The organism is Cyanobacterium sp. Dongsha4 (assembly GCF_036345015.1).
Taxonomy (GTDB): domain Bacteria; phylum Cyanobacteriota; class Cyanobacteriia; order Cyanobacteriales; family Cyanobacteriaceae; genus PCC-10605.
On the sequence record NZ_CP084098.1, the window covers coordinates 3550017 to 3573183 of the forward strand.

A 23167-nucleotide genomic window follows, 5' to 3' on the forward strand; every position below is an offset into this window, starting at 1 on the left:
AAAAATATGGATAACTTTAACTATGAAAATAACAAGAAATAGTATTGTTGATAAATTTTCTACCTTTGTCTTTTTTCCTGATGAGAATAATAATTTTTTTTGTTGGCAAACAGATTTATTATTAAAACGAAATATAGAAACAAGTATTACTGAGAAGCAAAAGCAATCTTGTGAGAAGATAGCCCGTTCTTTTTTATCTTCTATTTTAAATAAACATGATAAAATCAAACAAAATCACCTTTCTGCTTACCTACAAGAAACTTGTTTATGGAGTGCGAGAATAATTTACGAGCGTCTATGCCTAACATTAAAATTACTCACTTTAGAAGAGTGTTTTTCATCAGGGAATCTCGCATTAATTCAACCAGAAAAATTACTGAAAAATTATCAAGTTAAATATAGAACTAAAATCACAACTTATGCTCAAACAAGATTAAACACCATTATTAAAGATACTATTTATCGTAATCGCCAATGGAAATTATTAAGTGATTGGGGTTTATTGACAAAAATAGGAATCAAACGAGCAGAAAGTATATTAACAATTCAAGGAGGCTTAAAAGATAACAAATTGCAAGAATATCTTTTAGCTTGGCAATGTTATCTTGATAATTATCAAACTTGTGGCATAAGAAAACATAAAGTATTATCAGAGCCAAATTCGACACATTTACAGTTAATGGTTCAACAATACAATTTACAAATTAAACAACTTAATCAAACACCAATTACTCCCGATGAATTAAAACAAAAACTAAAATTTTGTATTGAAATGGCAAGATTAGCCACAAATCCAATTACTGTTATGTATGAAGAAAATGACCACTCTCTAATAGAAGAAAATTCTAATAATTATATTGATGATTTAGCAATAGAAAAAGAAAGTCAAGAAATTAAAAGTATAATCATTAATAGTTTTCAAAACCAAGACAGTGTTAATCAAGCAATTTTATATTTCATTTTTAGTTTAAATTTAACTCAAGGGGAAATTATTACAATAATCAATCAAACTCATCCTGATTTTATCAAACAACAATATCAGTTATCTCGTAAAATTAATAGTATAAAAAAATCAATTATTGATGAAATTATAAAAATAAAAAATCTTCCTCAAAATCAAACATCGGCTAAGGAAATTAAACCACTTATCTCTCTTTTAGATGTTTGTATTCAAGAGTATATAGAAGATGAAATTTTTATATTAATTGAAAAATGTTATCAAAATCTTAATTCGGAACAGCAAAAATATTTAAAACAAGAATACTTTAAAGAAATAAACAATAGTAGTAAAGAGAAAAACTCTTTTAAAGGTAACAATCAAAATTTGGTTGATAATATTAGAGAAAAACTAGCAAACAAGTTAAATATTTTTATTCCTCAAATCTCTATTATTAATAGTAGTATTAACATCCAAATTCAAAAATTTTATGAAAAATATTTTAATCAAATTAAATAAATATGAGTATGAATATGATAAATTTTGTTTCAGATTGCTACACTAATGAGCTAAAAATTACCTTAGATGAAAATATTAAACGTCAAACATGGCAGGAGGTTAAAAATTTAAGTGCCGAAATTAATCGTCATTGTGGTTATATTAATCTTCTTTGTCGTAAATATTTTATTCAATGGCTAAATTTAGTTTGCGGTATTAACATCACAGAGAGAAATGACATAGTTGATTATCTTAGTATTTGGGAATTTATCAATGGTAATGCTATTGATGTGAAGAATAGTCGCTTAGTTTTAATTCCCACAGAAACCCAAGATAAAGTTAGTATTTCTATTCCTCAAGAATGGCTAAAAATTCCTGAATGGGTTGGTAGTTATTGTGTCATAGTGGGAGTGAACTTAGAGGAAAATTATTTAGATTTTTGGGGTTATATTAACTACGATAATTTACAAAAAAATGGGGAAATAGATAATTTAAACCATACTGTTAATTTACCCTATGAATATTTGGAAAATGACTTAAATTCAATGGCTCTGGAATATGAATATGGTTGGGAAAATATCCCTCAAGTTTCTCCATTAAAATGTTTATCACCTCAAATGCAACAAAATTTAATTACAGAGTTGGAAAATAGTTTATTTCCACGTCTTAGTATTGATTTTAGTGATTGGTTGAGTTTAATTAGCATTGCCGATGCTCGTTATCAATTATATTCCCGTCGTCAAAGTGTAAATTTAGGTGATTTATTAAAAAATAAAACAGAGAATATTTTGAGAAAAAGATGGCAAAGTTTACAAGATTTTATCAAAGATAATTTTGAGACTGATTTCAATTTAAAAATGTCTCCTGCTTTTCGCTCTATTTCACCCCAAGAGGCTTTAAATATCTTAGTCAAAAATGATAATTATGGACAAATATTAGAAATTTTAAACACCATTCCTAATTGGCAAATTGCAGAAGATTTACAACGGGAATTTATCGAAATTTTAGTTCATCTAATGAATAATGATAATGACGGGGAAATTCTTTGGAGTAGTGCTTTTGCTTTAGAGTCTTTACAAGCAAATCATCCTTTATGCCCTAAAGGATACGGAAAGTTAATTGATTTCAATGAAGAAAAGAAAAATTATGGTTTATTAATCAATATTTTACCCAGAAATTATGGGCAAGTTAGTATTTTTGTGAGAGTTTCTGTTTTAAGTAATGAGGATAGTTTACCAGAAGGTTTATCACTGAAAATATTAGATGAAAATGAAGATCTTTTTCAAGCAATTATTAGCGAAAAGGGGGATAATGTTATTCAGTACAAATTTTGGGCAGATGAAGGAGAAACCTTTAAAATTCAAGTAAGTTTCAACGATGATTATGTAGAAGATACATTCAAGGTATAAGTGTCATTAAAAATACGTTCGGAAACCCGTACAAAACAACCTATTGCTATCTCTCATAAATTTCGGTTAAATTAGCACTCGTAAGGTGAGAGCGCTAAAAACTAAGCTCTGACCCTCAAAATAATTAATCTTTGAGAAATTGGAGTAAACAATCTATGGCAGCTATTTCCATCAATGTATCTACCGTCAAGCCTTTAGGCGATCGCGTTTTTGTTAAAGTAAGTGAAGCAGAAGAAAAAACTGCTGGTGGTATCTACTTACCCGACAACGCCAAAGAAAAACCCCAAGTAGGTGAAGTTGTTACCGTGGGTGAAGGTAAAGTAAATGATAAAGGTGAACGTACTCCTGTGGAAGTTAAAGTAGGCGATAAAGTACTTTACTCCAAATATGCAGGTACTGACATCAAACTCGGTGGCGATGACTATGTTTTACTCTCCGAAAAAGACATTCTCGCTGTAGTTTCATAGTAAAGATCAAAGGGCAGAGGGCAAGGGGCAAAGGACAACTTTCCCGTCAAAGTCTCATTTTGTCTAATGCTTAAATAGATTGGGTTAAGGTACGCAACCCACAAAACATTACAACGTACCAAAAATTATTACAAATTATACAGTAAATTAAACAGAATCAATTATGGCAAAATCTATCATTTACAACGAAGAAGCCCGTCGCGCTCTCGAAAAAGGCATTGACTTATTAGCTGAAGCTGTAGCTGTAACTCTTGGTCCTAAAGGACGTAACGTTGTTTTAGAGAAAAAATTTGGAGCTCCTCAAATCGTTAACGACGGTGTAACCATTGCTAAAGAAATCGAATTAGAAGATCACATCGAAAATACTGGTGTTTCTTTAATTCGTCAAGCCGCTTCTAAAACTAACGATGTTGCAGGTGACGGTACTACCACTGCGACTGTATTAGCTCATGCCATCGTTAAAGAAGGTTTACGTAACGTTGCCGCAGGTGCTAACCCCATCGCTTTAAAACGTGGTATCGACAAAGCTACTGAGCATTTAGTGGCTAAAATTGCTGAACACGCTCGTAAAGTAGAAGACAGCAAAGCTATTGCTCAAGTTGGTTCTATCTCCGCAGGTAACGACACCGAAGTTGGTGAAATGATTGCTAAAGCAATGGATAAAGTTGGACAAGAAGGAGTTATCTCCCTCGAGGAAGGCAAATCCATGGAAACCGAACTCGAAATCACCGAAGGTATGCGTTTTGACAAAGGTTACATCTCTCCTTACTTCGTAACCGATACCGAGCGGATGGAATGTGTATTAGATGATCCTTACATTTTAGTAACCGACAAAAAAATCACCTTAGTTCAAGACTTAGTACCCGTTTTAGAACAAGTTGCCCGTCAAGGCAAACCTTTAATGATTATTGCTGAAGACATCGAAAAAGAAGCCCTTGCAACCTTAGTTGTTAACCGTCTTCGTGGTGTCTTAAATGTATCTGCTGTTAAAGCTCCCGGATTTGGCGATCGCCGTAAACAAATGTTAGAAGATATTGCCATCTTAACTGGTGGACAATTAATCAGCGAAGATGCTGGATTAAAAATTGATACTACTACCATCGATCAATTAGGTAAAGCTCGTCGTATCAGCATCACCAAAGACAACACCACCATCGTCGCAGAAGGTAACGAAAAAGACGTTAAAGCTCGTTGTGAGCAAATCCGTCGTCAAATCGAAGAATCTGACTCTTCCTACGACAAAGAAAAATTACAAGAGCGTCTTGCTAAATTAAGCGGTGGTGTAGCAGTAATCAAAGTTGGTGCGGCTACCGAAACCGAAATGAAAGATCGTAAGTTACGTTTAGAAGATGCGATCAACGCTACCAAAGCGGCTGTTGAAGAAGGTATCGTTCCTGGTGGTGGCACAACCTTAGCACACTTAGCTCCTAGCCTCGAAGAATGGGCAAACGCTAACTTAACCGCAGAGCAATTAACTGGTGCTTTAATCGTAGCTCGTGCTTTAACTGCTCCTTTAAGAAGAATTGCTGAAAACGCAGGTCAAAATGGTGCTGTGGTAGCTGAAAGAGTTAAAGAAAAAGACTTTAACACTGGTTATGATGCCGCTAACAATGAGTATGTGGATATGTTCTCTGCTGGTATTGTTGACCCCGCAAAAGTAACTCGCTCTGCTATTCAAAACGCTGCATCTATTGCTGGTATGGTATTAACCACCGAGTGTATTGTAGTGGACAAACCTGAAAAAGATAAACCTGCTGTACCTGCTGGTGGCGGTGACTTCGACTACTAAAATCTAACTTAAATAAATAACTGTAGGGTGGGCATTGCCCACCTTTTTTATTATTCTGAAATAAGTTGATGTTTGAAATATTAACACCACTAGGCTTTACCGTCAGGACATCTGAAAGTTATTGGCAACGGCTAATTATTAAACATCCTGACATAGGAGATAAACTGGATTTAGTACAACTAGCTCTAATTAATCCAGATCAAATTCATCGTAGTAGCCATGATAAAACAGTATTCTTATTTTATGTCATGAGAAAAGAAAAACGTTGGGTTGAAGCGGTGGCTAAACGTTTAAATGGAGATGGATTCTTAATTACAGCTTATCAAACCGATGGGATTAAAGAAGGTGAGTTACTATGGCACAAGTAAAGATTTTTTATGAACCAGATACACAATTATTAACAGTATTTTGGCAGTCACCGAGAAAAGAACAAATTAGCACTGAATTGGGGGAAGGAGTTATTTTAATTAAAGACTCAAAAACTAATGAGCCTATTGGTGTGGAAATTTTGTCTTATCAACCCCAAGATAGTCATTTTAATGGGGTAAGTGTTGAATTAAGTAAAGTTTAGAAACTTTTATCGGGTGGGCATTGCTTACCTTTTTTTATGCTTAAAATGAAGTTAGATCATGATTAATTACTACCAGAGAGATGAGCTTAATTATTTATTTTTTGAGGCACGGAGAAACCACTGCCAGTACGAAAGGGGGTTATTGTGGTGTTTTGGATTTAGATTTAACTCCAGAAGGCTATCTTATGGCGGAAGACTTTGCTAAAGCCTATAAAAGCATTCGTTGGCAGGGTATTTTTTCCAGTCCCCTCACAAGGACGATCGCAACTGCTACTCCTTTGGCTAAAACTATCGGTATGGGAATTCAACAACGGGATGGATTAAGGGAAATTGCTTACGGTAATTGGGAGGGAAAAACCCCAGATGAGGTTAATCAACTTTACCATGATGAATACGTGCGTTGGTTAGCAGATCCGGGTTGGAATGCACCTACAGGCGGTGAAAAAGGAATTGATATTGCTCGTCGTAGTAATGAAGTCTTAGAAGAAATTGAACGTAATTACCCCACTGGTAATGTGTTAATTGTTTCTCATAAAGCTACTATTAGGATTATGTTATGCTCTCTTTTGGGAATTGATATTGGACGTTATCGCGATCGCATCTCGATGCCTGTAGCTTCTGTGACAACGGTGACTTTAACGGATCGAGGTCCTCGTTTAGATACTTTGTGCGATCGCACCCATTTACGTCCAGAATTACACGCTAGAAAAGGAACTTAATCAGAGTTGAGAGTTTGAGCTTAGGAGATTTAAGAAGATAGGTTTTTGACTATAGTACAGTTTATTAAACGAATGGAGTGAAGTGAACTGAATATCAAAAACTAAATCTAGCATTACAATAAAAGAAAAATAACTTTTATCATAGGTCGATTATGGCTTATAAACCTTTAACTTTATCAACTCCTAAACCTGTTTTGTCATGGGCAGGTCATGATTTAGCTAGTCAAGAAATGCAAATGGCGAAAAATGTGGCTTCTTTACCTTTTGTTTTCAAGCACGTTGCATTAATGCCTGATGTACATTTAGGAAAAGGGGCCTTAGTGGGTTCGGTTATTGCCACGAAAGATGCGATTATACCTGCGGCAGTGGGAGTTGATATTGGTTGTGGAATGTGTGCAATAAAAACACCTTTTCAGGCAAATCAACTGGAAGGAAAATTAAAAAAAATTCGTCAGGAAATAGAAGCGATTATTCCCGTAGGTTTTAATGAAAATAAGGAAGTAGAAACAAAAGTAACTAATTGGCAAGGATGGAGAAAATTTAGCGATTTACATTCAGGGGTGCAAAGATTAGAAACTAAAGCCCTTAAACAAATGGGCTCTTTAGGAGGGGGAAATCACTTTATTGAATTATGTTTAGATACCGATGAGCAAGTATGGTTAATGTTACATTCTGGTTCTCGTCATATTGGCAATAAACTAGCAGAATGTCATATTCATACAGGAAAAGAATTGGCTAAATTAGCTGGTTTAAAACTTCCTGATCCTGATTTAGCTTATTTTGTGGCGAATACTCCCGAATTTGACGCTTACTGGAGAGATTTACAATGGGCTCAAAATTATGCTCGTTTTAATCGGGATGTGATGATGAGTCGCTTTAAAGGTATTGTTGAAAAACACTTAGCAGGAGGTAAACCTTGTAAACCTTTACTAACAGTTAATTGTCATCACAACTATGCAGAAAAAGAAATTCATTTTGGTGAAGATGTTTATGTTACTCGTAAAGGTGCTGTAAGGGCTACTCAAGAAGATTACGGTATCATACCGGGTTCAATGGGGGCAAAATCTTTTATTGTCAGAGGTAAGGGTAATCATGACAGTTTTTGTAGTTGTAGTCATGGGGCAGGAAGAAAAATGTCTCGGGCGAAAGCAAAAAAAGAATTTGATGTTGCCGATTTAATTCAACAAACTGAGGGTATTGAGTGTCGTAAGGATAGTGGGGTTATTGATGAAATTCCTAGTGCTTACAAACCCATTGAAGAAGTAATGAATCAGCAAACTGATTTAGTGGAAATCGTGGCTACCTTAAAGCAAGTCGTTTGTGTTAAAGGATAACCAGAGTTCGAGGTTTGGGGTTAGTTAGGGGCTTAGGGTTTTGGGGTGGTAGGGGTTGAATATATTTAATGTCAGTTGCCCTTCTCCCCTTAAAAGGGGAGATACAGAGGGGTTTGCACTCCCCTCCTAAATAGGTGGGGTAAAGGGGGGTTTGCTCTTTACCCAGAGAGTTGTCAACTATTCATCCATGTCAAAATTATCATTGTCAGAATCAGAATCATCCCCTGAGCTCCCGAAACTGACATTATTAATCTCTAATTCAGCTTTGACTTTTTGTTCAATAGCTTCGGCAATTTCGAGATTTTCTTCTAAGTATTTGACGGCATTATCTCGACCTTGAGCAATGTTATCACCTTCGTAGCTGTACCAAGCCCCTTTACGGTTAACAATGCTAGTTTTTTCCGCTAAGTCTAACAAACAACCAACACGAGAAATACCAGAACCGAAAATAATGTCAAATTCAGCAATGCGAAAAGGTGGGGCAACTTTATTTTTCGCAACTTTTACTTTTGCCCGAATTCCGTATTCCCCTTCGCTACCTTTTTTCAAGGTTTGAATACGACGAATATCTAAACGGACAGAAGCATAAAATTTTAAAGCTGTACCTCCTGTGGTGACTTCTGGACTGCCATAGCTGATACCGATTTTTTGACGTAGTTGGTTTAAAAAGATTACTGTTGCTCCGGATTTACCAATATTTCCCGCAACTTTTCTTAATGCCTTACTCATCAAACGAGCTTGTAAGCCCACTTGTAAATCTCCCATTTCTCCTTCTATTTCTGCACGAGGTACAAGAGCGGCGACGGAATCAACTACGACAATATCTACGGCAGAACTACGTACTAATTGATCGACAATTTCTAAGGCAGATTCACCGTTGTCAGGTTGAGCTACAAGTAAATTGTCAATGTCCACTCCTAAAGCGGCAGAGTAAGTAGGATCTAATGCGTGTTCTGCATCTACAAAGGCGGCGATGCCACCAGCTTTTTGAACTTCTGCGATCGCATGAAGGGCGAGGGTTGTTTTACCTGAACTTTCAGGACCATAGATTTCAATAATACGACCTTTAGGGAAACCACCACCGAGGGCGAGATCCAAGGTTAAAGCACCGCTAGAGATAGTTTCTACCTTCATTTTTGCGGCATCTCCAAGACGCATTATTGAGCCTTTGCCAAAACTACGCTCAATCTGATTGAGGACGAGGTTTAATGCTTTTTCCTTATCGGGGTTTTGAGCCATTGTACTTGTAGCCATAGGTTTTTCTGCTGTCTAACTCTCTCAATGATAATGTAATTTTTTTCTCTATGTGACCTTTGTTTCAGTCTAAATATTTTTGAATTTTATTTTATTTGGTACATAGGTATTGTCTCTCTATCTTAGCTTATTTTTTCCCAAGCAAAAGATTTTTATAGTTCTTTTTTCGAGTTAGACAATTATATCATTTGAGTTATATGTCATAGTGTTGGGGTATTAGGGTGTTAGGGTATTAGGGAGAAACGAGTAACGGGTTAGGAATTAAGAGTTAGAAATTATAGTTATTTCAATTAACTATTAACTATATTAATTATCAACTATTTACCTTTGCCCCTTGCCCTTTGACCTTTTTTCCTTGCCCTTTGCCCACTCCCTCCGTTAACTAAAAAATTTTATGTCGAACAGAGGTTAAGTTAATAATTCCCGTATTTTGAGATTTAATTCTTTTAACCGAATAGGCTTACTCAAATATAAATCTGCCCCTGCTTCTAAACATTTTTGCTCATCTCCTTTCATGGCTAGGGCAGTTAAAACAACTATTTTACTTTGATGTAAAAGGGGATTTTGACGAATGATTTTAATTAATTCTATGCCCGAAATATTTGGCATTTGAATATCTGTAATGATTAAATCGGGATGGTGAGTGTTGAGGATATTTAAGGCTTCTTCTCCGCTATTGGCACAGAGAATAGAAAATCCGTTGGCTTCTAAATAACTGGAAGTGGTGAGCAGATTAGGGCAATTATCATCTACTAATAAAATTGATATTTGTTGATTCTTTTCTGCTTGAGGGTTTTTTGGGGGCAAATCTTTTGATTTTTGTGGGGACATATCTGTATTTTGTTGATCTAGCTCGTAGGGAAAATCTACCATAAAGCAACTACCAACCCCTAACTCACTTGTTAATTCTACTTTTCCGCCATGTAAGTCGAGAATCTGTTTTACTAAGACTAATCCTAAGCCTGTACCCTCAAATTGACGATTTAGTGAAGCGTCTAATTGTACAAAAGACTGAAATAGTTTGCTGATGTCTTCTTTTTTGATACCAATACCTGTATCCGTAATGGCAAAACGTAAATAGTTTTTCGTTATCTCCTGATTTTCTTCTGAAACTCGTGACACTTTAAGGCTAACTTTTCCCCCTTCTGGAGTGAATTTGACGGCGTTATTCAATAGATTAATTAAAACTTGCCCTGTACGTCTTTCATCTGCCATCAATTTATTTAGATTGTCAGGAATTTGGCTAGTAATTTTGATATTTTTTTTCAAGGCTTGTTGTCTTACGAAAGATAAACTGTAAGAGCATATTTCTTTGATACTGAGGGGTTTAATGTCTAGTTCTAGTCGATTGGATTCGATTTTAGCAAGATCGAGAATATCATTAATTAGAGAAAGCAAATGAGAACCTGCGGTTTCAATGGTTTTTAGTGCTTTGTTTTGTCGAGGGTTGATCTCACCATATACTTGATCTTGCAAAATTTCTGTCATGCCTAAAATAGCATTAAGAGGTGTTCGCAATTCGTGACTCATATTTGCGAGAAATTCACTTTTAGATCTATTGGCTATTTCTGCTTTTTCCATCGCTATTTGCAGTTGTTGGTTTTTTTGACATAATTCTTCTTGGGCTTTTTTCTCTTGTGTTATGTCGCTATTAATCCCTACTAGAGTAACGGGGTTTCCTTCACTATCTCTTTGTATTTGTGCGATCGCATTTATCCAACGAATTTCTCCATCAGGGCGAAGAATACGGAACTTAGCCACAAAATCCTGTTCTTCTTTCACCACTAAAGCAAATGTATCTTCTACAAAAGAAATATCTTCATGATAAACACAAGCAATAAAATCAGCATAAGTGAGGTAAGACTGTGCCTCATCCATGCCAAAAATTTCATACATTTGTTGATCCCATTGCAAACTTAAACTTTTAAGGTCTAACTCCCAAATGCCATACGCTCCAGCTTTTAGAGCCACACGAAGGCGATGGGTTAAATCTTTTAATTGATTTTCCGCTTTCAAACGAGCAGTAATATCTTGAGTAATACCTAAAATCCCTATTAATCGCCCTTCCAGATTTCGCAGGGGAACTTTACTGGTTTCCAAGCAAATATTGGTGTTGTTATCAAGAGAAACATTTTGTAATTTTAATAACAGACTATCTCCAGAGCCAATCACCTTTAAGTCTTCTTCTTGAATCTTTTGAACAGTAATTTCATCCCATGGTAAATCTGCATCTGTGTTACCAATTATAGTTTCAGGATTATCAATACCTAAAATTTTTGATGCCGTCGAATTCATTCCTCGATAAACTAACTGATTATCTTTCCAAAAAACCCCAATGGGTAAGGTTTTTAAGATGGTTTCTAACAAGTTTCTCGACTCTTGTAGAGCTTTTTCTGTCTTAATTCTATCTGTAATATCTGCGGACATTCCACAAATGCCGTAGATTTCTCCAGCTAAATTGCGAAGAACAAACTTATCCGATAAAAAATATCGTTTTTCACCGTTATATAAAATGGTTTCCTCAAATTGTTGAGCCTCACCAGATTCAATTAATTGTTGATCATTTAATGTAATTTCACGGGCAATATCTGGCTCGAAAATTTCTTCATTGGTTTTACCCGCAATATTTTCAGGATTCCAATTAAAAAGATCTAAAAAGGCTTGATTAGCTAAAGTATGCTTTCCTTGTAAATCTTTAACATAAATAACAGAGGGGGAAAAATTGAGGATTGCCTGTAGTTTTGCTTCACTTTCAAGGACTCTTTGTTCTATCAGTTTTCTTTTTGTAATGTCAGTAAAATGCCCAATTATTTCCAAAGGTTCACCCTTACTATCTTGGATAACAATTAATTCGTCTGCAATCCAAACATAGTGACCATCCCTATGGCGCAAACGATATTCATGGGTCATAAAATTGGCAATAAATAACTGTTCGATATTGGCAAAAACTCTCTGCTTATCTTCTGGATGGAGTAAATCTAGCCAAAGAGCGGGATGTCGAGCAAAATCAAGGGGAGTATATCCTAAAACTTGAGAGACTCTTTCACTGATAAAAGTACATTGATAATCATCGTGAGGTTGAGTGCTATAAATAACAGTAGGACAAGAGTTTAAAAGATAATCAAAACGTTTTTTCAAGGCAATAATTTTGTGTTCTGCTTGTTTGCGTTCACTAATATCAATAATTGTGCTACGACTGCGAAAATAATTACCATTATTATCAGTGATTATTCTAGTGTTAATTGAAACAGGCAAGATAGTACCATCTTTTGCAACCATTTCTAATTCTGAATCTTTGATATGTTTCAGCCATCCTTTTTGTAGCATTAGAGGAAACATACTTTCAAAAATACGGCGACTTTTTTCACTTAGAAAGGAGATAAAAGGTTTTCCTATTATTTCCTCTCGACTATAACCAAGCCATTTTAATTCTGTATCGTTAACTCGGATAAATTTTCCTTCTCGATCAAGGGAATGATAACCGCAGGGGGCATTATTATAAAGATCTTCAATCTCTGCATTGGTTCGGGCTTTTTCTGCTTCTTGTCTTTTTCTTTCTGATATATCGGTAAAATAGCCTACCACTTCCACAGGATTACCAAAATCATCCTTAATCAACACTAATTCATCTCTGACCCAAATATAATAACCATCTCGGTGACGTAGGCGATATTCTCGTTGGAGAAATCCATATTCAAATAAATCGGTAATTTCTGCAAAGACTCTTGAAGCATCTTGGGGATTAATATTTTCTTGCCAAAAATCTTTTTTTTCTAATAAATCTTCTGGAGAATAACCCAATAAATTTTCTACACCCTGACTAACATAAGTATATTGATAATTTTCTTGAATGTGTGAACTATAAATTGTGGCAGGAGTTTTGTTTAAGATAAAGTTGAGACGTTCTTTTAGTCTTTGATTTTCTAATTCTATTTGTTTTTTCTGGGTAATATCTTTTGATACTCCCAATAAGCCGATAATTTCACCCTGTGAATCTTTGACTACAGATAAGCGCAATTCCACATGAACAACGTTACCATTTTTGTGGCGACAGGGCAGTTCTAGCTGATAATTTCCTTTGTCTAGTAAAAGGGGAATTATATCTTTTGTTGGTGTTTCTGAGTCATAATAAATGATACCTACTGGTTGACCTATAGCTTCTTGTTTACTGTAGCCGTAAACTTCTTCAGCTCGATGATTCCAGTCGGTGATAATACCGTTGATATTTGTTGCAATTAAGATATTATCAGTATCTCGCAGAATATTCTCTTGATATTTTTGAGATATATCGTCACTAGGATCAAAGGGTTTTTTTAAGGATATTTCAGAGGAGTGCGATCGCCTCTTTTCCATAGTTCGCTTAATTTCTGTGGCTACTTGCTCAGGGGATTGGGAAGGATCAAAAATAATTCCTCCCGCACTTTTAAGGATTTGTAGTCCCCTTTTTCCGTCCTCAGCTTGGGATGATAGTTTGAGGGCAAAGGTGTTATTAGCTTGTTCTTGGGCGAAAGAATCGAGGAGAATATCATTAGGAAAATTAAAGGGAAGTGCGATCGTATCTTCTGCATTAAGTCTTTTTAAAACCCCCTCTTTAACTATCCATTTATCATTTTCTGGCAGTAAATAGATATGATTTGCTTCAATTGTATGATAGCCTTTTGGCTTGATTAATTTATAATTAGTGCATTCAAAGAAAGAATCTAAATCATTAATATTACTAGGTGAACATAAAAGAGAATGATGTGGCGTAACAATTATGCAAATATTTTGAGCCGAAGATAGACTAATCAATAACTCTCTGAAATATTTTTTGGTATCTAACGAAATATCGAGAATAGCAAAAAAAAATCGCTCCATCATTACCTTTCATCTCCATGATTTTTTTGATGGATTATTATTATCTTATTTTATAGTATGTTCTTGGTTAAGGGTGGAAAATTAAAGATTTATAAATAGAATTAGCAAAATTAAGAATAAAATAGTTGCCTTAATAATTTATTCAAGTTTTTCTCAGTTAATTTAACCATTAAAATAGTCAATATTCTTTAAACTTTGTCCTCTTTTCTCTTTCTTAGTACAACCCAAAAATTTTATCCTGAACAGAGTTTAAGATATACAGGCTTTAGTTCTGAGTCTTTTTCATGTAAGATTAACAATAAGTTGATAGTGACTATTGACTCAATTCTATCGAAATAAAAATGTTGATGTGTGGAAAAGTTGACATCATCATTGATTTAAGACAAACTTTACTTTAATTTCATAAAATCAGGAGTATATTAAGGATTAAATGAGAACCTTTAACAACATTAAAACCTTTGCTAGTTCTGTTAATGAGAATCGTCGCTTTCTCTTTGAAGTAGTGGGAGTTTCTCAACAGGAAAGCAATACATTAGACTATCCTATTCGTAAAAGTGGCAGTGTATTTATTGCTGTACCCTACGCTAGGATGAATCAGGAAATGAATCGGATTAACCGCCTTGGGGGTAAAATTATTAACATCACTCCCATTGATGGTTTAACTCCCGTTCAATCTCCGAGTCAAGGTTCTAGTACAACTACTGAAACACAACCCATGACTCAAAGCGAACCCAAAGCAAAAAAAGAAAAAAAAGAAGTAAAAGTACCCGTTAATATTTATCGTCCCAAAAATCCTTATGTCGGTAAATGTTTAGAAAATTATGAGTTAGTAGCCGAAGGCGGTAGTGGTACTGTGCGTCATTTAACCTTCGATCTTTCTGCTGGTGATTTACACTATTTGGAAGGTCAAAGTATTGGCATTATACCCCCCGGAGAAGATGATAATGGTAAACCCCATAAATTACGTCTTTATTCCATTGCTTCTACTCGTCACGGCGACAACAGAGATGATAAAACCGTTTCTTTGTGTGTACGTCAATTAGAATACAAAAATGACGAGGGAGAAACCGTATATGGTGTTTGTTCCACTTATCTCTGTAACTTAGAAGTTGGTTCAGATGTTGCTATCACTGGCCCTGTAGGGAAAGAAATGTTACTGCCCGATGATGAGGATGCAACTATCATTATGTTAGCAACTGGTACAGGTATCGCTCCCTTCCGCGCATTTTTATGGCGTATGTTCAAGGAGAGAGAATTAAACCCCGATTACCAATTTAAAGGTTTAGCTTGGTTAATTTTCGGTATTCCTTACACTGAAAACATCCTTTACAAAGATGATTTAGAGAAAATGGCGACGGATTATTCTGAAAACTTCCGTTTAACCTATGCTATCAGCCGTGAACAACAAACCGCAGACGGTGGCAAAATGTATGTTCAAAGCCGTGTAAGTGAATATGCTGACGAATTGTTTGAATTAATCCAAAAACCAAATACTCACGTTTATATGTGTGGTTTGAAGGGTATGGAGCCTCCCATTTCTGAAACCTTTACTGCTGAAGCGGAGAAAAGAGGTATGAATTGGGATGATTTACGCAAACAGATGAAGAAAGAAGAGCGTTGGCACGTTGAAGTTTACTAAATTGTAGCTCAGTCTTAATGGTTTAGATATTAGGGTATTGGGGTATTGGGGTGTTAGGTGTCAGGTTTCAGGTATTGGAGTTTTACCTGAGTTCGGAGTTCGGAGTTCGAAGTTCGGAGTTAAAAGTAATAATTATTGACAAAAAAGCTGAATAAATTGATTTTAAATGAGTTTTTCCTAAATTTAATAATTTTTTATTCCAAAATTGGCTCGATGATAACTCTCAACCCTTTATTTTTCGATACTTTTTTCATCGAACTCAGGTGAGTTTTAGGGGGAAATTTCTTTTTTATCTTAACTCCGAACACAAATTGATTGCCCTTTGCTCCTTGCCCTTTTGAAATCTATTGATTTGAAGCTGTAAGTACAAGATGCGAGTATAATATTGTTTGACAAGTTGTACAGTAAATATTATAGATAATGAAAGGTTTAGCCTTATTAAGTGTTTCTGATAAAAGTGGTATTGTTGAGTTAGGCAAAAAATTAGTAGAAGAGTTTGATTTTCAAATTGTCAGTAGTGGCGGGACAGCAAAAACTTTACAATCTGCTGGAATTCCTGTAACTAAGGTGAGTGACTATACTGGAGCTCCAGAAATTTTGGGAGGAAGAGTAAAAACTTTACATCCTCGTATTCACGGTGGTATTTTGGCTAATTTAGATTTGGAATCTCATCAGGAGGATTTAGAGGCTAATAATATTACTGCTTTTGATGTAGTGGTTGTTAATTTATATCCTTTTGAAAAAACTGTTGCTCAAGATAATTGTACTTTAGCAGATGCGATCGAACAAATCGATATAGGGGGTCCTGCTATGGTACGAGCCAGTGCAAAAAATTATCATCATGTTACTATTTTGAGTAATCCTGCTAGTTATGATGAATACTTGCAACAGTTAAGGGATAATAATGGTAAAACTACCCTTGAGTTTAGGCAAAAAAGAGCTATGGAAGCCTTTGCCATGACTGCGGCTTATGATCAGGCAATTTGTCGCTATTTTGCCCAAGTTAACCCAGAATCAGCAAATTATTATGGTATTGGTGGAAATAAAATTGCAACCCTTCGCTATGGAGAAAATCCTCATCAAAAAGCCAGTTGGTATCAAAGTGGAAATGAAGCAACAGGATGGGCTAGTGCGCAACAATTACAGGGTAAGGAATTAAGTTATAACAATCTTGTGGATTTAGAGGCGGCGAGGAGAATTGTTTGTGAGTTTCCTTCTGATACTCCTGCGGCAGTGGTGATTAAGCATACTAACCCTTGTGGTGTAGCAACGGGTGAGACTTTGGCGACTGCTTATAATAAAGCCTATAATGCTGACTCTGTTTCTGCTTTTGGGGGAATTGTGGCTTTAAATCAACCTATTGATGCTCCCACAGCAACGGCAATGAGTAAAATCTTTTTAGAATGTATTGTTGCTCCTGATTGCACTGATGAAGCTAAGGCGATTTTAGGGAAAAAATCTAATTTGCGAGTATTACTACTATCTGATTTAAACTCTGGTAGTCAGGATAACATAAAAGCGATCGCAGGGGGTTTTCTGATACAGGAGAATGATTTAAGTATTGAATTACCTGATTCATGGCAGGTGGTGACAGAAAAACAACCCACCCAAGAAGATTTAAAAGAACTATTATTTGCTTGGAAAGTGGTTAAACACGTTAAATCAAATGCGATCGCAATTACCAAAAATTGTACTACTCTAGGAATTGGAGCGGGGCAAATGAACCGTGTAGGGTCTGTCAAAATTGCCCTAGAACAGGCTCAGAATGAAGCACAAGGGGCTTATTTAGCTAGTGATGCCTTTTTTCCCTTTGATGACTCTGTTCGCACCTGTGGTGAAGCTGGAATTAAAGCCATTATTCAGCCCGGAGGTTCTATTCGAGATGAAGATTCCATTAAAGCGGCTAATGAATTAGGTTTAGTGATGGTATTTACAGGGGTACGCCACTTTTTACATTAAACACATTTTATTTGAGTTTGGAGTTAGGAAGGAGGTGTCAGGTTTCAGGTGGTAGAGGTTTAATATATTCAACCCTTACGGTGTTGGGGTATTAGGATGTTACAGAGAAACAAGTAAAGAGTTAGGAGTTATTAATTATCAACTATTTACCTTTGCCCTTTTTACTTTGCCCTTTAAGACTACATACAAAAAAAGTACCCCCTAAAAAATTAGAAGGTACTTGCAGAAATTATGGTATTAGAGAATCAAGTTAGATGAAGTTATCCATTGATAATGGGAGCAGAAATGGGTTCTGCACCAGCTAAATCTAAGGGGAAGTTGTGAACATTACGTTCGTGCATTACTTCGATGCCGATATTAGCGTAATTAATCACATCAGCCCAACTTTTAATTACATGACCATTGCTATCAAGGATAGAATGATTAAAATTGAAGCCATTAAGGTTAAAAGCAAAGCAACAAACGGCTAGGGCGGCAAACCAGATACCAATTACAGGCCAAGCACCGAGGAAAAAGTGTAAGGCTCGACTATTGTTAAAAGAAGCATATTGGAAAATCAATCTGCCAAAATAACCGTGAGCGGCAACAATATTGTAAGTTTCTTCTTCTTGACCAAATTTGTAACCACTATTTTGAGATTCAGTTTCGGTGGTTTCTCTGACTAAAGAGGAGGTAACTAAACTTCCGTGCATAGCAGAAAATAACGCTCCTCCAAATACCCCTGCAACTCCCAACATATGGAAGGGGTGCATCAATACATTGTGTTCAGCTTGAAGCACAAACATAAAATTAAATGTGCCACTGATACCCAAAGGTAAGCCATCAGAGAAAGAGCCTTGTCCGATAGAGTAAACTAACAATACAGCAGTAGCCGCAGAAACGGGAGCGGAGTATGCCACACAAATCCAAGGACGCATTCCTAAACGGTAAGATAATTCCCACTGTCTGCCCATATAGCAGTAAATTCCAATGAGGAAGTGGAAAATAATCAACTGGTAAGGGCCACCATTATATAACCATTCATCAAGAGTTGCGGCTTCCCAAATAGGATAAAAGTGAAGTCCGATCGCATTTGAACTAGGTACAACAGAAGCAGTAATAATATTATTACCATATAGTAATGCACCAGCAACAGGTTCACGGATACCATCAATATCCACAGGAGGAGCGGCAATAAAAGCGATGATAAAACAGGTGGTTGCAGTCAAAAGAGTAGGGATCATTAAAACTCCAAACCAACCGATATATAAGCGATTGTTGGTAGATGTGATCCACAGACAAAACTGCTCCCAAACAGATAATTGTTGGCGTTGTATGGTTGTTGTCATGTGCTTATGATTTCTTATTTGATTGTCTAGGTACAAATTAGATGATTTATTTATCACCATGTTTTTATATTACTAAATAGCGATATGGTTGTCAAGTGAAGAGGGGATTTTTTTAAGAAACGTTTGTACTGTAACAAATGAAATTTACTTAATCTGATTGATTAATCAATTTAGTTGATGTAGGTAGCTACAATTAGTTTAGAATTAGAATCATAATATTAATCTTTAATCGAATTAGTTAATGGGGAATAATTATTTTTTGTTTGATTTGAGTTAATATTTTTATCTAACTGATAATTCCAAAAACCCTGAAAAGCTATGCCATAGCTGAAATCCCCAGAAAATCGGGCTTAAAATGCTCTTTAATTACATTGGGTAAGTTAGTTGTTGATTCTATTTTTCTCATTATTTGCGTCAATGATAAACGACCTAAACTAGGCATAAACTGCATTGATAACAGTATTAAATACATTATTACTTTAATTAATAATCCTATATAAATTCCCTGTTTCCTTAATTTCATCTCCGCAATTTTTAGTACCGATTTTAAAGTTTTCCAAAACTTTTCAATAATATTGTGTGCAGACCATATCCGTCATATTTCTACTCTTCTCAACGATATACTACTTAAATCCATCAATAAATAACAACTACTATTACTTTTTTGAAAAAATAACAAATTTAACTCCCCAAAAGTCGGATTTGATAATTGTTTTCTCACACAAGGCACATCTATTACCCATTGATTTTCTTGATAATCCACTCTTTTTTTCCATTCACTTCCTTTTCCTTTAAAATCTTCTCCTTCAAATACATAACTACTTTTCCCTGCCATAATTAGAAAAACTTTATTTATGCCGAACTCAGGTTGATAGGATTTACTTTATCTAAATTTAAAAGATTGTTAAATAATATAAACATCAATATCTTGATAAAATTCTTGTTGATGTAATTCAACCTTTGATTGAGAGGAAAGCAATAATAACGCCCAAAAAACCCCGACTTTATCGGATTTTATTTCTTGTTTATGACTTTGCCAATGGCTGATCAGTTGTTCTAATTTGATTTTATTCTCATTAACAGTAATTAGATTATCTCGAAGGAAATTATTGATTTGTTCGGCTAATTCAGTCAAGTTTTCGTTATGAGCTAAATCAGTAATTGTTTTGAGGGCTTGTTTACGGGTATAGCCTCTTTTTGTTTTATTTAAAGGCAAATTATGGTCTATGGTCTTATTTTTCCCTTGTAATTCCTTTTCTATTGCCTGAAGTTGGGCTATGAATTCCCCCAGAGTCACTTTTCTTTTGGCAACAGGTAGAGCAGATGTTCTTCTTTTAATTTTTTTGTCTAGTTCATTAATTTGATAGCGTCTTGTTTCTAATGCTCGATTATCTTCTATTTCTGTTTCTGCAGATTCCTCGTCTTCTGGATTTAATTCACTTATTCTGGCAAGGGTTTCGGCTTTTAATAAGACTAATTTTGATGCCCATAGCATCACCTGCCCTGATTGAGATAAATCAGTTTCCTGCACCGATAGGTTGTCGCTATTATGGATTCCTAATTCGGCTAAAAAACGGTCAATAATTTCAATTACTTTGACATCCCAGGGATCAATTTCTCCTGTTTGGGCTAATTCTATCAATTGCTCTATTGCTTCACTGGCAGGACTTTTTGTTAATACCATCGGCTTTTTCTTGGAGTTAGATTTTAGCTATTTGGGTAGTGGGGAAATTTGTTGATTCTAAATTGTTAATTCTTAATTTCGTTTTATGGTTAAATATTAACCGTATTGATTAACTATAAATAAGGACAATATTGAAAATGGATTTATCTCGCATTCCTGCTCAACCTAAACAGGGTATTATCAATGTTTTAATCGAAATCCCCGGCGGTAGCAAAAATAAATATGAATTTGATAAGGATATGAATGCTTTTATCCTAGATAGAGTTTTATTCTCCTCGGTCAAATATCCCTATGATTATGGTTTTGTACCTAACACTTTAGCAGATGATGGTGATCCTCTTGATGGTATGGTAATGATGGATGAACCTACTTTCCCTGGTTGTGTTATTGCCGCTCGTCCTGTTTGTATGTTAGAAATGATTGATGGAGGCGATCGCGATGAGAAGATTTTATGTGTACCCGCCGAAGATCCTCGCTATGATCATGTTAAATCTTTAAAAGATATTGCCCCTCATCGTTTAGAGGAAATCGCTGAATTTTTCCGTAGCTACAAAAATTTAGAGAAAAAAGAAACTCAAATTCTTGGTTGGAAAGATATTGATCAAGTTGCACCTTTAGTGGAACAATGCGTTAAAGCATATAAATAAATATTAGACTTCTTGCTGAAGTTAAGAAATAAATAGGCAACAGTAAAAGAATCAACCACAACCCTATAGAAAAGGTATCAGGTATCAGGTGGCAGGTTTTAGGTTGAATTAAAACTGTTAATTTATAAGAATTGCATTGTTGGGTTGAGTAAATCAAACCCTTGTTAGTTAAAGTTTGTATTAATTATTTTATAAAAGTTTGTCATACTCATACTCTGAAGATCCATTTTTTTAGGGAAAATTCTGTTGAGAAGATACAAAAAATGATTAACCTAAGAGAAGGAGAAGACCCAAAACCCTAAAATTAATATCTTCATTTAATTGGTTCACTCAAGAATGTTTCATGATATGATGCCACTGCTACTCAAAATAAATTCATGCCCCAAGCCTCTCAATTTGTTTTGTAACTGGATTACCCCTAATGTAACTGGAAAAAGCTATTTTAAGGCTAAGTTAGGGCATTATTATCTCTATATTTCCCCTCTCCTTTTTGATTAAAAAATAATAAATATATGCTTGAAGGGCTAACGAATGTCTTTACAACCCCACTATTTTATGTAAGCACAAAAGGTATTTCTTTATGGTGGATTTTACAAGTTATATTATTACTATTAATTGTTAGTTTTATTGCTAAATTTAGTAAAAAAATACTCAAAAATAAGATACTTTTAACTCTAAAGATAAGTGACGGTAATAGAGAAGCCATTTCCACATTTATTGCTTTTGCAGTGGCAACTATGGGTTATATAATTGTTATTCAAGGAATGGGAATAAATTTAACCTCTTTAGCTGTAATAGTTGGTGGTTTAGGAGTTGGTATTGGTTTTGGTTTTCAAGATTTAACCCGTAATTTAATCAGTGGTTTTACACTATTAGGAGAAGGAAAATTAAAGGTAGGAGACTTAATCGAATTTCAAGGAAAATTAGGTTATATTCGAGAAATATCTATTCGTTGTACAGTTATTAATATGATAGATGGTTCAGAATTAATTGTACCGAATACAGAATTAACAAATAATACTGTTATTAACTGGAATTATGATAATTGTCACGGCAGAATTGAGGTTGAAATAGGAGTTGCCTATGGTAGTGATTTATTATTAGTAACTGATGTTTTATTGCAGTCAGCATTAACGGTAAAACAAATATTATCAAATCCTCCCCCTCAAGTTATTTTTCTTGGTTTTGGTGATAATTCTCTTAATTTTGTGCTGTGGATATGGGTAGAAAAAATTAACCTTAAACCTTTCATAAAAAGCTCATTACTCTATATCATTGAATATAATTTTAAACAAAATAAAATTGATATTCCTTTTCCTCAAAGGGATGTGTGGTTACATAATGTTAACTCAAAAGAAAATAGAAATATTAACTTTTCTCAAGCCTCACAGAAAGATAAATCACTGAGAGAATTATTAAAGCAAATCTCCCTATTTCATGATTTTAATGATTTACAATTAATTCACTTAATAGAAATGGGTTATCAGAAATATTTACAACCAGAAGAAATATTAATTAAGCAAGGAGAATACGGTGATTTTTTCGCTCTTGTTTTACTAGGAGAAGTTGAAGCAATTTTAGAGACAAATACAACAGAAAAAACTATATTTTATTTTCGGGAAGGACAATATTTTGGAGAATTACCTTTACTTTTAAATATTCCTTATCCCACCACTATGAAGGCTAATCAAAAAACAAGATTATTGCTGATTAAAAAAGATAATTTTGATCACTTTATCAAAGAATATCCCTTTTTAGGAGAGCAAATAATTCAAGAATTAACTCAACGTCAAGATATAATTAATAGTTGTCATCAACAATTAAAAGAGATGGGTTTACTAAAAAATAAAGATGATAAAAACCCTATACTTTCAATGATTAGACAATATTTTCAACAAGTTTTTATCGGCTAATTATACTTAAATGAAGAAAATAAAATAGTAGTAGGGGATGTGTGCGAAGATAAAATAAGTACCGATGCAAAATAGATTTCGATTTTAATATTCGCAAAAATTTTCTCAAACCCCCATTACCCACTGCAATTCTTGCCAATTCCTTTCTATTTTCAAATAACG

General features: G+C 34.8%; 18 protein-coding genes. 12 read left to right on the top strand and 6 right to left on the bottom strand.

Annotated features, from left to right (window positions below):
* Positions 1-22 precede the first annotated feature (22 nt).
* The 8 genes from Dongsha4_RS15260 to Dongsha4_RS15295 all read left to right on the top strand — a co-directional run bounded on the left by Dongsha4_RS15260 (position 23) and on the right by Dongsha4_RS15295 (position 7724).
* The gene (locus tag Dongsha4_RS15260) at positions 23-1456 is read left to right on the top strand and encodes a hypothetical protein (protein ID WP_330203170.1); all 1434 of its coding nucleotides are present in this window, start codon (positions 23-25) and stop codon (positions 1454-1456) included.
* A 2-nt stretch (positions 1457-1458) separates the two neighbouring features.
* A complete protein-coding gene (locus Dongsha4_RS15265; RefSeq protein WP_330203171.1) occupies positions 1459-2844 on the top strand; it encodes a DUF1822 family protein in 1386 nt (461 codons plus the stop codon).
* A gap of 155 nt (positions 2845-2999) precedes the next feature.
* Positions 3000-3311 (top strand): co-chaperone GroES, encoded by a 312-nt coding sequence (gene groES / locus Dongsha4_RS15270; protein ID WP_015218964.1) that lies wholly within the window; start codon positions 3000-3002, stop codon positions 3309-3311.
* Between the two features lie 163 nt (positions 3312-3474).
* A complete protein-coding gene (groL, locus tag Dongsha4_RS15275) occupies positions 3475-5100 on the top strand; it encodes a chaperonin GroEL (RefSeq protein ID WP_330203172.1) in 1626 nt (541 codons plus the stop codon).
* Positions 5101-5165: 65 nt separating this feature from the next.
* Entirely contained in the window at positions 5166-5468 is a 303-nt protein-coding gene (locus Dongsha4_RS15280) for a hypothetical protein (RefSeq protein ID WP_330203173.1), read from the top strand.
* Positions 5456-5671: a hypothetical protein gene (locus Dongsha4_RS15285; protein WP_330203174.1), complete on the top strand. Its 216-nt coding sequence runs from the start codon at positions 5456-5458 to the stop codon at positions 5669-5671. The genes Dongsha4_RS15280 and Dongsha4_RS15285 overlap by 13 nt, the downstream gene beginning before the upstream one ends.
* 80 nt (positions 5672-5751) lie before the next feature.
* Positions 5752-6390, top strand: a complete 639-nt coding sequence (locus Dongsha4_RS15290) for a histidine phosphatase family protein (RefSeq protein WP_330203175.1) — start codon at positions 5752-5754, stop codon at positions 6388-6390.
* Positions 6391-6542: 152 nt separating this feature from the next.
* Positions 6543-7724 (top strand): RtcB family protein, encoded by a 1182-nt coding sequence (locus tag Dongsha4_RS15295; protein WP_330203176.1) that lies wholly within the window; start codon positions 6543-6545, stop codon positions 7722-7724.
* A 177-nt stretch (positions 7725-7901) separates the two neighbouring features.
* Here the strand turns inward: Dongsha4_RS15295 and recA are convergent, their stop codons facing one another.
* Together recA and Dongsha4_RS15305 are read right to left on the bottom strand one after the other, a co-directional pair.
* Positions 7902-8978 carry a recombinase RecA gene (gene recA / locus Dongsha4_RS15300; protein ID WP_330203177.1) on the bottom strand — a complete coding sequence of 359 codons (1077 nt, stop codon included), beginning with the start codon at positions 8976-8978 and terminating at the stop codon, positions 7902-7904.
* A 408-nt stretch (positions 8979-9386) separates the two neighbouring features.
* A complete protein-coding gene (locus Dongsha4_RS15305; RefSeq protein WP_330203178.1) occupies positions 9387-13838 on the bottom strand; it encodes a PAS domain S-box protein in 4452 nt (1483 codons plus the stop codon).
* 427 nt (positions 13839-14265) lie between these two features.
* Between Dongsha4_RS15305 and petH the strand changes: the two genes are divergently transcribed.
* Together petH and purH are read left to right on the top strand one after the other, a co-directional pair.
* Positions 14266-15474 (top strand): ferredoxin--NADP reductase, encoded by a 1209-nt coding sequence (petH, locus tag Dongsha4_RS15310; RefSeq protein ID WP_330203179.1) that lies wholly within the window; start codon positions 14266-14268, stop codon positions 15472-15474.
* A 420-nt stretch (positions 15475-15894) separates the two neighbouring features.
* Entirely contained in the window at positions 15895-17433 is a 1539-nt protein-coding gene (purH, locus tag Dongsha4_RS15315; protein ID WP_330203180.1) for a bifunctional phosphoribosylaminoimidazolecarboxamide formyltransferase/IMP cyclohydrolase, read from the top strand.
* Positions 17434-17693: 260 nt separating this feature from the next.
* On the opposite strand, the gene psbA is transcribed toward purH, so the two are convergent.
* The 4 genes from psbA to Dongsha4_RS15335 form a co-directional block, all read right to left on the bottom strand.
* Positions 17694-18761, bottom strand: a complete 1068-nt coding sequence (gene psbA / locus Dongsha4_RS15320; protein WP_330203181.1) for a photosystem II q(b) protein — start codon at positions 18759-18761, stop codon at positions 17694-17696.
* A 316-nt stretch (positions 18762-19077) separates the two neighbouring features.
* Positions 19078-19233: a hypothetical protein gene (locus Dongsha4_RS15325; RefSeq protein WP_330203182.1), complete on the bottom strand. Its 156-nt coding sequence runs from the start codon at positions 19231-19233 to the stop codon at positions 19078-19080.
* Between the two features lie 123 nt (positions 19234-19356).
* Complete coding sequence (locus tag Dongsha4_RS15330) at positions 19357-19596, bottom strand: hypothetical protein (RefSeq protein WP_330203183.1); 240 nt, start codon at positions 19594-19596, stop codon at positions 19357-19359.
* Between the two features lie 69 nt (positions 19597-19665).
* The gene (locus Dongsha4_RS15335) at positions 19666-20445 is read right to left on the bottom strand and encodes a segregation/condensation protein A (protein WP_330203184.1); all 780 of its coding nucleotides are present in this window, start codon (positions 20443-20445) and stop codon (positions 19666-19668) included.
* A 137-nt stretch (positions 20446-20582) separates the two neighbouring features.
* On the opposite strand from Dongsha4_RS15335, the gene Dongsha4_RS15340 reads away from it, so the two are divergent.
* Complete coding sequence (locus Dongsha4_RS15340; protein WP_015220372.1) at positions 20583-21092, top strand: inorganic diphosphatase; 510 nt, start codon at positions 20583-20585, stop codon at positions 21090-21092.
* 512 nt (positions 21093-21604) lie between these two features.
* On the top strand, positions 21605-23005 hold the full coding sequence (locus Dongsha4_RS15345; protein WP_330203185.1) for a mechanosensitive ion channel domain-containing protein: 1401 nt from the start codon (positions 21605-21607) through the stop codon (positions 23003-23005).
* Positions 23006-23167: the final 162 nt, after the last annotated feature.

What these genes read in the sequence shown, in the direction of transcription:
- recA (WP_330203177.1), bottom strand. Translation starts at nt 8,978, where the DNA reads ATGGCTACAAGTACAATGGCTCAAAACCCCGATAAGGAAAAAGCATTA.
- Dongsha4_RS15340 (WP_015220372.1), top strand. Translation starts at nt 20,583, where the DNA reads ATGGATTTATCTCGCATTCCTGCTCAACCTAAACAGGGTATTATCAAT.
- Dongsha4_RS15305 (WP_330203178.1), bottom strand. Translation starts at nt 13,838, where the DNA reads ATGATGGAGCGATTTTTTTTTGCTATTCTCGATATTTCGTTAGATACC.
- Dongsha4_RS15265 (WP_330203171.1), top strand. Translation starts at nt 1,459, where the DNA reads ATGAGTATGAATATGATAAATTTTGTTTCAGATTGCTACACTAATGAG.
- purH (WP_330203180.1), top strand. Translation starts at nt 15,895, where the DNA reads ATGAAAGGTTTAGCCTTATTAAGTGTTTCTGATAAAAGTGGTATTGTT.
- psbA (WP_330203181.1), bottom strand. Translation starts at nt 18,761, where the DNA reads ATGACAACAACCATACAACGCCAACAATTATCTGTTTGGGAGCAGTTT.
- Dongsha4_RS15295 (WP_330203176.1), top strand. Translation starts at nt 6,543, where the DNA reads ATGGCTTATAAACCTTTAACTTTATCAACTCCTAAACCTGTTTTGTCA.
- Dongsha4_RS15260 (WP_330203170.1), top strand. Translation starts at nt 23, where the DNA reads ATGAAAATAACAAGAAATAGTATTGTTGATAAATTTTCTACCTTTGTC.
- Dongsha4_RS15335 (WP_330203184.1), bottom strand. Translation starts at nt 20,445, where the DNA reads ATGGTATTAACAAAAAGTCCTGCCAGTGAAGCAATAGAGCAATTGATA.
- Dongsha4_RS15285 (WP_330203174.1), top strand. Translation starts at nt 5,456, where the DNA reads ATGGCACAAGTAAAGATTTTTTATGAACCAGATACACAATTATTAACA.
- Dongsha4_RS15325 (WP_330203182.1), bottom strand. Translation starts at nt 19,233, where the DNA reads ATGTATTTAATACTGTTATCAATGCAGTTTATGCCTAGTTTAGGTCGT.
- Dongsha4_RS15290 (WP_330203175.1), top strand. Translation starts at nt 5,752, where the DNA reads ATGAGCTTAATTATTTATTTTTTGAGGCACGGAGAAACCACTGCCAGT.
- Dongsha4_RS15345 (WP_330203185.1), top strand. Translation starts at nt 21,605, where the DNA reads ATGCTTGAAGGGCTAACGAATGTCTTTACAACCCCACTATTTTATGTA.
- groES (WP_015218964.1), top strand. Translation starts at nt 3,000, where the DNA reads ATGGCAGCTATTTCCATCAATGTATCTACCGTCAAGCCTTTAGGCGAT.
- groL (WP_330203172.1), top strand. Translation starts at nt 3,475, where the DNA reads ATGGCAAAATCTATCATTTACAACGAAGAAGCCCGTCGCGCTCTCGAA.
- petH (WP_330203179.1), top strand. Translation starts at nt 14,266, where the DNA reads ATGAGAACCTTTAACAACATTAAAACCTTTGCTAGTTCTGTTAATGAG.
- Dongsha4_RS15330 (WP_330203183.1), bottom strand. Translation starts at nt 19,596, where the DNA reads ATGGCAGGGAAAAGTAGTTATGTATTTGAAGGAGAAGATTTTAAAGGA.